Source organism: Dehalococcoidia bacterium (assembly GCA_028711995.1).
GTDB lineage: Bacteria > Chloroflexota > Dehalococcoidia > SZUA-161 > SpSt-899 > JAQTRE01.
Genome location: JAQTRE010000088.1, coordinates 1 through 11,734 on the forward strand (window position 1 = coordinate 1; position 11,734 = coordinate 11,734).

Annotated in this window: 15 protein-coding genes; 2 read left to right on the forward strand and 13 right to left on the reverse strand. The window is 51.1% G+C overall.

Annotated features, from left to right (window positions below; translation table 11 throughout):
- Positions 1-211 (forward strand): ATP-binding protein (locus tag PHV74_11310; GenBank protein ID MDD5094949.1); only part of this gene is annotated, 211 nt, incomplete at its 5' end.
- Positions 212-865: 654 nt separating this feature from the next.
- Here PHV74_11310 and PHV74_11315 read toward each other — a convergent pair.
- Complete coding sequence (locus PHV74_11315; GenBank protein MDD5094950.1) at positions 866-1,354, reverse strand: transposase; 489 nt, start codon at positions 1,352-1,354, stop codon at positions 866-868.
- Positions 1,355-1,563: 209 nt separating this feature from the next.
- On the opposite strand from PHV74_11315, the gene PHV74_11320 reads away from it, so the two are divergent.
- On the forward strand, positions 1,564-3,234 hold the full coding sequence (locus PHV74_11320) for an ISNCY family transposase (protein ID MDD5094951.1): 1,671 nt from the start codon (positions 1,564-1,566) through the stop codon (positions 3,232-3,234).
- Between the two features lie 933 nt (positions 3,235-4,167).
- On the opposite strand, the gene PHV74_11325 is transcribed toward PHV74_11320, so the two are convergent.
- The 12 genes from PHV74_11325 to PHV74_11380 form a co-directional block, all read right to left on the reverse strand.
- Complete coding sequence (locus PHV74_11325; protein ID MDD5094952.1) at positions 4,168-4,530, reverse strand: FAD-linked oxidase C-terminal domain-containing protein; 363 nt, start codon at positions 4,528-4,530, stop codon at positions 4,168-4,170.
- 159 nt (positions 4,531-4,689) lie between these two features.
- Complete coding sequence (locus PHV74_11330) at positions 4,690-5,646, reverse strand: IS5 family transposase (protein MDD5094953.1); 957 nt, start codon at positions 5,644-5,646, stop codon at positions 4,690-4,692.
- 34 nt (positions 5,647-5,680) lie between these two features.
- Positions 5,681-5,893 carry a hypothetical protein gene (locus PHV74_11335; protein ID MDD5094954.1) on the reverse strand — a complete coding sequence of 71 codons (213 nt, stop codon included), beginning with the start codon at positions 5,891-5,893 and terminating at the stop codon, positions 5,681-5,683.
- Positions 5,894-6,043: 150 nt separating this feature from the next.
- Positions 6,044-6,556, reverse strand: coding sequence for an IS630 family transposase (locus tag PHV74_11340; GenBank protein MDD5094955.1), 513 nt, complete (start codon positions 6,554-6,556; stop codon positions 6,044-6,046).
- A gap of 13 nt (positions 6,557-6,569) precedes the next feature.
- On the reverse strand, positions 6,570-7,082 hold the full coding sequence (locus PHV74_11345; protein MDD5094956.1) for a winged helix-turn-helix domain-containing protein: 513 nt from the start codon (positions 7,080-7,082) through the stop codon (positions 6,570-6,572).
- Positions 7,083-7,135: 53 nt separating this feature from the next.
- Entirely contained in the window at positions 7,136-7,270 is a 135-nt protein-coding gene (locus PHV74_11350) for an acetyl-coenzyme A synthetase N-terminal domain-containing protein (protein ID MDD5094957.1), read from the reverse strand.
- Between the two features lie 185 nt (positions 7,271-7,455).
- Positions 7,456-8,115: an Lrp/AsnC family transcriptional regulator gene (locus tag PHV74_11355; protein ID MDD5094958.1), complete on the reverse strand. Its 660-nt coding sequence runs from the start codon at positions 8,113-8,115 to the stop codon at positions 7,456-7,458.
- Positions 8,028-8,537, reverse strand: coding sequence for an AsnC family transcriptional regulator (locus tag PHV74_11360; protein MDD5094959.1), 510 nt, complete (start codon positions 8,535-8,537; stop codon positions 8,028-8,030). Before PHV74_11360 ends, PHV74_11355 begins: the two co-directional genes overlap by 88 nt.
- 404 nt (positions 8,538-8,941) lie before the next feature.
- The gene (locus PHV74_11365) at positions 8,942-10,252 is read right to left on the reverse strand and encodes an NAD(P)/FAD-dependent oxidoreductase (protein ID MDD5094960.1); all 1,311 of its coding nucleotides are present in this window, start codon (positions 10,250-10,252) and stop codon (positions 8,942-8,944) included.
- Entirely contained in the window at positions 10,252-10,422 is a 171-nt protein-coding gene (locus tag PHV74_11370; GenBank protein ID MDD5094961.1) for a 4Fe-4S binding protein, read from the reverse strand. Before PHV74_11370 ends, PHV74_11365 begins: the two co-directional genes overlap by 1 nt.
- 20 nt (positions 10,423-10,442) lie before the next feature.
- Positions 10,443-11,027 (reverse strand): DUF6125 family protein, encoded by a 585-nt coding sequence (locus PHV74_11375; protein ID MDD5094962.1) that lies wholly within the window; start codon positions 11,025-11,027, stop codon positions 10,443-10,445.
- A gap of 369 nt (positions 11,028-11,396) precedes the next feature.
- Positions 11,397-11,734: glycine radical domain-containing protein (locus PHV74_11380; protein MDD5094963.1), on the reverse strand; the 338-nt coding region annotated here is incomplete at its 5' end.

Consider the following 11,734-nt stretch of genomic DNA (forward strand, 5'->3'; position numbering starts at 1 on the left):
CTACGAACTCATTATCAGCCGACATCATCGCGCCAGTTTCGTGATCACCAGCAACCGGGCGGTAGAGGAATGGTTAAGCCTGTTCGATGACCCCATCCTGGGCAACAGCGCGCTGGACCGCCTGGCCAATGCCAGTTACCAGATCGTCGTCGAAGGCACCAGCTACCGCCAGAGGCTGTCGCCCCATCGAAGGGAGGTGCTGACACCATGACCTGACCATGATACAATCCCTTCATCACCCGGGTGGCCCAATGTTCGTGGCGACGGGTGGTCTATAGTTCCTGGCGATTGACATTGGGCCGGTGAACCAAATAAACATGTCCCCTGACCTCCTTGACATCGCACACGCACCTCGTTTGAGGGAGCGCTTACCTGAAAATGGCCGACCACAGCAGATTGGCATCCGCGACTGACTACATTATAGACGCATTCCCGAATTCTGTCAAGAGAACTAAGACACTTAATAGTCAATATGCGAGTATATTCGACAATTGCATGATTATTGTATTGATGGACAACTTAATTGCTTTCCAATAGTGAAGTGGCACGGGACACACAAGGGCCGTCCATACGAGAAGTCAACATCATCCGAAGGATTCCCAAACGAACCTGTGTAGACCGTCAGCGATAATTGGCCACGAAACACGAAAAGGGAAGAGAAACCGAACACGTTGTCTTCGGATCCAAAAGTGGCTCATCTCGGCGATTGACAACACGCCAAACCTAGCAGGGTGCTGAAAAAGGGACTGTAAAGCGCTTATTTTTCGGTCTATCCCGCTGTCTTTCGGTAATTCATCGATTTTTTGTGGCTGTTGAGTGGATTTGAGAGGGCCTCAACGGCCCTTTTTCGGCTCAATGGGCAGAGTTATCCCCCGGCAGAAGCCACCGGAGCAAGTTTGGCTATTCGTAACAGGTTGTAAGCCGCAGCAGTGAACTCCCACCAGAGTTGGTTGCGCTGCACCCCTTTGTATCTGAGCTTGCGACCTCCGCCGACGGTCTTGACCCAGCCGAATATCTCCTCAACACGTTTGCGTATCCGCTGACTTATCAGATATCCGGCATGACGGGTAGTGCGCCCATCCACTATCGAAGTCTGACGTCGAGATACATGAGGGGTAATGTTCATCTCCCGGCATTTGGTAACGAAATCGGCCGTATCATAGTTCTTGTCCGCTCCCACCGTCACCCTGCGTGACTGGCCTGCTTTATCCAGCATCTCTATTGCAGCTTCCCGTTCTGCTGTGCCAGTGGCCTGAGTCATGGTCACATCAACCACCAGACCGTTACGATTCTCCATCAATACATGACCGGCAAAACATAGCCTGGCTTCCTTCCCTTTCCCCTTTTTGGCCAGACTGTTGTCAATCAGCGGTGTTATTACATCATTCCGAATGTATGTTCGCTGAAAGTGCTGCCCTCATTAGTAGTTCACATCCCTTGTCGGCAGTTGAAATAGATCCGAACCTGCTTCCAGAAGGAAATCCTTCTGACATGGTTGATTTTGCGACTTGTCGTTGTTCTACAATTATGTCAGCGAGTAATTGATCAGGGAAAATGTCAGTCATGGAAGGACTGACATTGACGCAGAAAGAACAAGGAAGATTGCAGACACTCAATCTGGTATTGGAGGGGTGGATGGGGGTGGGGGAGGCGGCCTACGTCTTGGGATTAAGTGAACGTCATACATGGAGGATACTTGCGGAATACCGAAGGGTGGGGGCGATGGCGCTGAGCCACGGGAATCGGGGGCGTCGGCCGAGTAACGCCACTTCTCCGGTTGTGCAATCCAAGATTGTAGCTCTGGCGCGTGAACGCTATCAGGGAGTAAACCACACGCATTTGACAGAGCTTCTGGAAGAGCGAGAGGGCCTGGTGTTATCCCGTTCTACGGTAAGGCGATTGCTGGTGGAGGCCGGATTGTCCAGCCCTCGGCAACGTCGAACTGGACGCCATCGCTGTCGGCGTGCGCGGATGCCCCAAGAAGGGATGCTCCTGCAGGTGGACGGCAGTCACCACCGCTGGCTGGAAGATCGAGGCCCGGAGTTCACCCTGCTTGTGGCGGTAGATGATGCCACCGGAACCGTTCCCTACGCGCTGTTCCAGGATGAGGAGGACACAGCGGGTTATTTTCGTCTGATGACGGGTGTCATCCAGCGGTGCGGCATTCCATTGGCACTATACAGTGATCGTCACATTGTGTTTCGCCGCCCTTGTCCTGCCGATGATATGCCGGAATCGTCCCATGCCAACAACCGCAAGCCAACCCAGTTCGGCCGCGCCATGCAGGAACTGGGTATCACGCAGGTGTTTGCCCGGAGCCCTGAGGCAAAAGGACGAGTGGAGCGGACCAATGGTACCTTTCAGGACCGATTGGTGACTGAACTGCGCCTGGCTGGTGCAAACACACTGGTTGAGGCCAACAGCGTTCTCCAATCATTCCTGCCTCGCTATAATAGCCGTTTCGGTGTCCCCGCAGCTCAGGCGCAGCCAGCCTATCGCCCGGTAGACCCAGGTCTGGACATCGATGGAGTGCTCTGTATCAAGGAACAGCGAAGGGTGGCGAGGGATAACACCGTGCAGTATCACGGGCAAAACCTTCAACTCTTTCCCGGGGCTGACCGTCCCAGTTACGCCGGGAGCCTAGTCGAAGTGCAGGAACGCTTGGAGGGGCGCCTGATGGTGTCCTGTAAGGGAGAGATTCTTACCCCGCAGGAAGCGCCTCCTCTTGCCTCACAACTACGTGCTTCGATTGATGCCTACTACGCCAATGGGGGTTGGGCCAAACTGGCGGAGGATCTGCTGCACGACCCGAACCCGCCGAAGCGCTTTCAGCCCAGTAAGAAGCATGTCGGCCGGGGTTGGGAGCCGTCCTGGTACGACAACGAAGATAGAAAGCGCACGCATAGAGAGCTGGTTCAGGCAGGAATGGAACGGGCGCGGCTTCAGGGTAAGCATATTGGAAGACCAAGAGTGATCGACCAGGAAGGATTCTTGCAGCGCCTACAGACGACGGTGAATCGTATCGCCGAGGGCGTCATTTCCCGGCGACAAGCGGCCCGGGAATTGGGCATCGGCTATGCTACCCTTAAACGCCTGCTCGACGCCAATTTCGACTCGCTGCAGGAAAAGCAGGACCAAGATGATGGACAGCATTCTATGACCGCTCAATCTGCACCTGAGGAGACTCCTAATGGTATACCCGTGACTTTACTGACAAAATCGCTAAACACATAACCCTGACATTTTCCCTGGACAACGACAGCGACTTCTGCAGCTACGACAGATGGCGTTCCCTTTTTGGCACTGCGGACAAAGTCGACATGCGGCTACCTGTTGTTCCCACATTTGTGTCAGCTAACAGCTGCGTCTGCCTCTTGAATGATGGTCACCCATTGAGACCTCCTCCGGCCAAGATCATGGAGATCCACGAGTAACAGTGGTGGCAGCATACCTTCCGGGTTCATTCTGGCTTGGTTGAGGTCACTCGGCGAACAACCCTGCATCTGACCCACACCGAGGGAATTTCGATCTCAAAATTCTGGCTTTCTGGGTATTTCAAGCCGGGTGGCGTCCTGGATACTTGGCTGGGTACTTTGCCCAGGTTTCATTGGACATTCCTTGATGACCTTCCAGGTCTAATGATGTTGACCCAAACCCGAGTCAAGAAAATGCAACGATAAAATTCACAGACTTCAACTGAAGTGTCTCACTCAGAGGTCGTCAGAGGAAGGTCAAGGTCTGATTTCTGGGATACATCGTCCAGTTGTCCTCTTGCTCAACACTGAGCATTCCGGGTGCTATTGAAACTATATCTTCTGACTCTAACCACCAAAGGACACGGATTCGGTGCGTCACGGGAGTTGATTATGGGAAAGGTGACGGCCGATCAGGATGAGTCGTGATCGCAATTATACATGGGCTCATTATAGTTGGCCGAATCTTGTTAGAAAACGAGAAAAAGCCGTAATAGACCCGTGTTATCTGACGACGGCGTATGACTCCGTCTGATCAGCCAGGATTGTCGGAGGATTTATCTGAGCCCCGACTTGTGGAACCAGGGCCTCAGAGAGCTTGTCAATGCCACCTGATTATTACGCTAAAGTGTTCGGTTCAAAAAGTGTCGCATTTCGCTGGTTGCCAACAAGATTTCCACATTAAGTTTCTTTACTAGATTACCTTATTTGGGTTCATAATGCGTTTTGGATCGAAGACATTTTCAATACCTTTCATGAGTTCAATTTGTTTTTCACCTAGCAAACGAACCATGTATTCTTTTTTCGCATATCCGATACCATGTTCACCAGAAACAAGTCCGCCGAATTCAAAGGCTTTATTGTACATTAAATCGAAGCCTTGTTTTACTTTATCGTGCCAAGTATTTTCATCTAATCCATCTTTACAGAAATAGATGTGTAAGTTACCATCACCCACGTGGCCAAAATAAGGAATACGAATACCTACTAGTTCGCTTACTTCTCTCGTATATTCAAGGTAATCGCTAATTCTTGCACGAGGTAATACGACGTCAATTTCATCGATTTCACTTGAACTAGGGAACCTCTGATCAAGTCCGTCAAAGAATCAATTCAGCGGAATTCCCTCTATAAAATAACGTCGGAGTGTGGCTTTTCGGTGGTTCTGCCCTCTGAATAACCCCTTTTCAGGGGAATTCCCAGAATTTTGGGCAGACTACGCCCTCATCAACAGCAAATCCTTGCGAACCAGATACAAGTTGGCCAAGGCAAACAGACTGAACACCTGAGCCGCATTTTTAGACAATCCCTTGTATCGCACCTTTCGATAACCCCACAGATGCTTGATCACCAGAAAGATGTGTTCCCCTTTGGCCCGTGTCCGATGCTGCTCGTGATTCCAGTCCCGGTCAACGGGTGTCAGCGGATGCCCTGCCGTTCCTTTACGATCAATATGCCACTCGATCCCCTGAGATTCAAACTCCTCGCTCTTTTCGGTATTCGAATAAGCCTTGTCGCCATAGACGGCTCTTTCCTCCCCGTGGAGCAGATCATCCATCACCTGTGAATCATGCACCGTGGCATTCGTAACCACGATGCTATGAGCCAGTCTCCTTCGAGTATCTGTCCCCACATGAGCCTTCATCCCGAAGTACCACTGATTTCCTTTCTTGGTCTGCTTCATCTCCGGGTCCCGCGTTTGGGTTTCGTTCTTCGTCGATGGAGGCGCGTTGATGATGGTGGCATCCACAATCGTTCCCTCGCGCAACAGGAGTCCATTGTCAGCCAGATACCCTTTTGTCTTCTCGAATATCTTTTCCGTCAGCCGATTCTCTTCCAGATAATGCCGAAAGTTCAGAATAGTGGTTTCATCCGGTATTACATCGGCTTCCAGATCGATCCGGGCAAAGCGTCTCATCGATTCGATATCATAAAGAGAATCTTCCATCGCCGGATCGGATAATCCGTACCACTGCTGCAGGAAGTAAATCCGCAGCATCCGCTCCACCGGCATCGGTTGCCGTCCATTGCCTTTCTTCGGATAGCGCTTCCGGACGATCTTCAATAACTCATCCCAAGGAATCACCCGATCCATCTCTTCCAGAAACTTCTCCCGACGGGTCCTCTTCTTCTTATTGTCATAGGCCAGGCTGGCAAAAGTGGGTCCATTTATCACGGCAGAACTCCTTAAAATCGATCTGCCATTATTATCGCATGATTCGGGACTTAATCAGAGATTCCCTAGATTTAATCGCTTCTAAGAAAGCACCACGAATGGGCCAAACACTCTTCTTGCGTTCTTCGGTATCAACTAAGAAAACATCGACCGCACCAAGTTCTTCTACACAAAGTTTACTTGCTACTTCAACATCGTCGTTAAGTGCTTGTTCACTATTGCCATCCATCCTCATGATATTCATTTTTCTACCTCTACTAAAGCGAAAGTGGGACGGGATTGGGCCGTTGAATAGATGGACAGTCTGACGTCAAGAGCGTTATAGCAGGTATTCAGCTCACCGCCGACGAACCACCGATAAAATGGGGCGTTGCTGTCATCTATACATGGCGCATCAGTTGATTGCGCATAATTGTACGAGAACTGGATTTGGACAGAACCACTCGCGAAACTTTGCGAATACAGATTGGCGCAGTTCATCAAGTTGTTCGAAATACTGATTATGAGTACAGAGACGCCGTGTTAGCTTCCAAACACGCCCGATGGGATTGAGTTCTGGACTGTATGGTGGTAGGAAATCCAAGCGAAAATATTCGGAATGTTGTTCCAACCAGCCGGAAAGGGCTTTGGCATGATGAAATCTGGCGTTATCCAAGATGACAATCATGGTTTTATGTTCATCTCGATATTTGACCAATTCAGTTAGGAAAGACTCAACGGTTAAAGCATTGAATTTGTCCTGTTCGCATGTCACCAAAGTGCCGTCATCTGCTCGCACAGCCCCGATAATGCCGACCTTTTTGCGTACCGGGGCGTGTTTTATCACCGGGTCTTTTTCTTCCGGTGGAAACCATGCGGCCAGCCGGGAGCCGTGCTGCTGGAAATGGCATTCGTCCATGAACCACATCTCTACTTGCTTATCACCTGCCAGGACTTCCAGTTTTTTTATATGCCTCTTGGGCCGCTCTATTCGCCTTAGCAATAACTGGGCGTGGTTTTCTTCGGCGAAAACCCAACTGATGAAACAGATACTGGCATTGCCGAACCTTCAATTCAACATTAAATCTTTCTTTCAGGTGATGACTCAAAAGTTTGCCGTCCCACAGCTTTTGCGTATACCCAAATTCCCGAGGAGAACGACGCAAGTCCTGTGCCAGGACATCTTTATCTCCCGGCAACAGCCTGGGATTTCTTCCAACTCGAGTGGGATCACGCAGACCATCGACTCCCGCTTCATTATAACGTTTGACCCAGTACTGAACGATACGCAAGCTGTCACCAAAAAGCGCAGTAACATCTGCGCATGTCTTCCCATCACAAATAAGCAATATGCAATGAAGCCGATGTTGGAACCGAGTTTCATTGGTGCGCTGAATTTCATTCCGGATAATCCCTTTCGCTTCCTCTGGATTACGGATGGTGACTCGTTTCATAATGAACCCCCTTGGAGTCCATTATAGACCCGATCAGTATAATACGCAATATATTACTGCGCTATGTATAGTACCTTTTCATAGGGCTTGTTCCACACTACATCCTTGGCGGCTTTGCCCCGGAACTTGTCTGGATGTTCCACCGATTCCCGGAACGCCGCCTCGTAGTTCTGTCTCGTCTGGACCATGGGTATTTCTTAGCCTCATAATTATTGATTCGACCGATCGACCGGAACGCGATGGCTATATGCCACTCCGTTTATGATTTGTTAAAGAAACCTAACTATCGCAAGGTTCCATCAGCATCGATTTTGAATGTCCCTCCGGCCTCACTCGTTTCGTCATTATCCGAGACATATCCGTACGACGTCTTTTACGCCGGACAGGTCAACGATTTGCTACGTACTATTTGTTGTCCGCGCAGGGGCGGCAGTCCAAAAGCGCGCTTGTAGCTCTTCAGATTCATCAAGGCCTCATGCCCGATCACTCCGGGGATTTGGCCCAGTTTGTTCTCCATGAAGTCATACACCTCATCACGATCTTTGAATACCGTCGCTATGCCCAGTTCATACATCCCCGTGAGCATCATCACCTGAGTCACATTCGGATAGCCGCACAGGTTTTCGACTATGTCATGAACCTTAGAGAGATCGACTTTCAGTTGTACCGTTATCCATATTTTGTAACCCAGTGCGGAAAGGTCCGGCACACTGACGATTCGGATCACTCCCTTTTCGAGGAGCGCGTGCATTCTTTTGCTCACATTGGCCCGGTTTGTTCCCAGTTTCGGAGCAAGTTCAGAAATGGTTTCCCTGGGGTGCAGCTCCAACTCCCTGATCAAAGCTTTCTCAAATTCGTCCAGATGGTTTTTGCCGGGATTACGCTGGATGATATGGCCCCTTTCCCCCAAGCAGGACCAATCGTTTTTGAAAATTTCGAGGATGATCATAGAGTCGATGTTGGTGATGTCTTTGATAGCACCCAGGTCTCGGGAGACAACTCCACCCAGATCTTCAAGGCCTTCGATCGACATCGATACCAATAGATCATAACCAATAGATCATAACGGCCAAGGGTTGCGGAAATCATCTTGGAGTACTCGAGGGAGGCTATCCTGGTGGCCACACCATCCACTGTGCCGGGGCGGGTATTTATCCCCAGCAATATGAGGGTTAAGTGCCCCAGAGTTTTGTGATCAGCGATGGTGACGAATGAAATGATCCCTTCGTCCAGGAGGGTTTGTAGCCGCCGCCGCACTGTGGTATGGTTCGTGCCCAACTTGGCCCCAAGTTCCGGGGCACCCTTTCTGGCATCGATTCCCAGTTCCCTGATGAGCATCAGGTCTAGTTCATCCAGGCGTCTTATAGATACCCACGTCTTTACAGACGTGGTACTTGCGGGTTCAAGCAGAGCTTGTCCTGCTTCGCAGGAATCGGCTCTCACCCCCGTCTTCACAGACGGGGAACTCCCGCTTGATTAGTGATTTCCTCACTCATTTCTTGTTCCTGGGAAATCATTTACGCCTTTCAGTACCATGCCAATCCCGATGAAGGTTGGACTTGCAACGGCATCCATTGACACAGTATTCACGCTACAATCCACGAAGGCTGTCATGCTATTACCGAGATGACCTCTGCTTCCAGATCACCCAGTGTAGTGTTGGTCCGGGACCCATCTATTAATGAGCTAAATTCAGAACCCGGATTCCCTCTAAAATCATCGCCATGTCAATCCCGCCTTGCCTTTTTATTAGTTCAGATGTATCCGGTGGCCCCTACGCATCATTCCCCAGAAGCTCTGATCGATCTTGGCGCTCTGCTCCTGAATGTACTTTTCATCCCCTCCAAGAACCGATTTCTTCAAGCAGGCTTGAATCGTTTGGCAATGTCCTCGGCTACCAAACGGCCGCTCTTGATGGCCGCCAAAGAGCACCACCAACCTTCGGGGGCCGAGCGGTCGCCTGCAGCGTACAAGCCATACACCGGTGTCTTTATGGACAGGTTGCCTCGCCCGGGAATGTTCCCGGTGACTCCCCAGTCTCCCTGAGCGACCCTGATCTTGATCAGCTTTACATCCTTGTCGAAACCAGGCATGTTCTGCCGCAAGTCTTCCAGGGCCAGCGCCGCCTCCCTTCTGATGTCATAGGGCGGAATGACCGAGGCAGGAACGCAGGCCGCTTCCAGAAGATGCTTGCCCTTTGGCGACATCTCCGGACACAAGGAACTGAAATCGAGGATCATGAAGGCCCGCTTGTATTCGGTGAAACAATAGCAGGACGATCCCTCCAACTGGGGCAACTGTTTGTCGGAAGCAAACTCAAAACAGATCATCGGTGAACCCAAGATATTCTGCACATCCTTCAGATAGCCGGGGCCGAAATGCTCCTGGCCCGCCAGCTCCACTGTTTTGCGCGGCGGGGCGTTGCTGATCACAGTCTTGGCCACGATCTCGATCTGCTCGCCATCCTTCTGCACCACTACTCCGGTGGCCGCCCCATTCTTCACATTGATCTTTATTGCCGGGCAACGCGTCCACACGTCTCCACCCATCCGCTTGATGGCCCCCACCAGCGCATCGGAGAACTGGCCGCATCCTCGGGGAGGATACGCCCACGTCATCGTGGCCCCCTGGGTGATCTGACGGAAGAATTCACCGGCAGGCAGTTCATAGCTATTGACGCCGATGCCGCAGGTGAGAAAGTGGAATAGCTTCAAGACCAGGGCGTTGTCGGTGTGCTGTCGGGCCCATTCATCCATAGACATGGAGTAGGACGGCTCGGCCCAGGTGATGGCTTTCATCCATGCCGAAAACACCCGATCCGCTTCGGCATCGTCCCGGGCGGCTGCGCCGATGATGGCCTGCCACATCCGTTTAGGAGGAGCGGTGAAGTCCTTCCCTCTGATGCGAAATTTGAATACCGGATCGGGAACGCGCAGCTCCAGCTCGGCGCCGACCTCTCGGCAAAGGGCCCCGTGAATCGAATCGCCGATCATGGCGGCGCCGGTGTTGAGCCTGAAGCCATGGTGATCGAGCGTCTGGCATCGCCCCCCGTAAAACGGCAGCTTCTCCACCACCTGGACGTTATACCCCTTCTTCAGCAGCAAAGAAGCTGCGGTGGTACCCCCTAGCCCGCTCCCAATGACGGCTACATCGCACTTGATCTGTTTCATTATTTCACCTCCGAGATGGCATCCATCGGACAGGTGCCGACACATTCAAGACACTCTGTACAGATATCCCTGTTTATCTCGATCACTCCATAGCCTTCCAGTGCATCGACGGCACAAAATGCAGAGCAGATATTGCAGCCGATACACTTTTCCTGATCAACTACGACCATGGTCTCCTCCTTAAACAATCCTATTCTTCAATTTTGAGTTCCCACTGGCAACAGATATCGTCCTTACTCGTGCGAGGCGGTAGCTTCAGAGGGGTTATCTTGATCTTGGGGTTAATCAAATAGTTCTTGAAAAGCACCGGTTCAGTTACGTGACACACGTGATGGATTCGCTCCGGGCATTTCGCCTCGAAGTACTCCAGAGACCGGCATCTCTTCATCGTCTGGATGACGTGATTGGGGCTCTTGATTTCAAACTCCGGCTTGAAAAGCCCGTGGATGGTATTGTCCAGCGGCAATTGCAACGCCTTGAGGCTGTCTACCACGGTGTTGAGTTCGATTCCGGCCAACTCAGCGTATCTGGGGTTGACCTTCCGGCTCATGGCCCCCCAAGCATCGGTCTCACATGCGTTAGCCAGTTCAGGACCGCATCGCTTGGTGATGGCCGCCATCCACGCTTCCGTCATCTGAAGCCAGGCCCATTGCCATCCTTCCATCAGCCTGAGGAGAAACTCCTTTGAAAAATCTTCATGCTTTAGATCGGGATTGAACGGACCGCTCAAATCTTCCAGTTCCGGGTTGTGGCTCTTTCGTTTGGTTTCCGCCATGATTCTCCTTCTTATAGGGAAGCTTTAATCAAATTCGCATCGAGCCTTTGGGATCGACCTCGGGGGAGAGACGGAAGTTAGGTGTGTCCCTAAGCTTCCGTCAGGATCAATCGTGTCCCACTTAATCAGAGGTTCCTTAGTCCAAGTGTATCCGGTGACCTTTATCAAGGCATTCCCCAAAAGCTCTGATCAGTGTTGGTGATGATCCGCGAACAGATCCACAAAAAAATTGCCGCTAGCCCAGCAGAAAACCTATTCAGTCTTCTCGAATCAGAACTGTTTCCGAATCGTGGAGGAGTTCTTCACAAGGCAATAGGCATTTTCTTGCCATTTCCTTTGCTTTCATGAGACAGCAGGAGTTGCCAAACACTATTTGAGATTCTGTGTTGTTCGCCCGATGATCTCGTTTTGCATCCCGGTGCTCAGGTCCACAAAATGAGCGCTGTATCCCGCTACCCTGACGATCAGGTTTACATAGTTCTCAGGATGTTTTTGAGCATCCCGCAGAATATCGGGACTGATAACATTGAACTGTATATGCCAGCATCCCAGGTCAGCCCATGTTCTAAGATATGCGATGAACGATTCCTTGGAGTTTCCTTCAAGGAAACTTGGTGAGAACTTCTGATTCAGCAGCATCGAGTATTTCGGATTCACCTTGCCTACCGATTTCAGTACTGCCGTCGGACCGTTGGTATCTCTCCCGC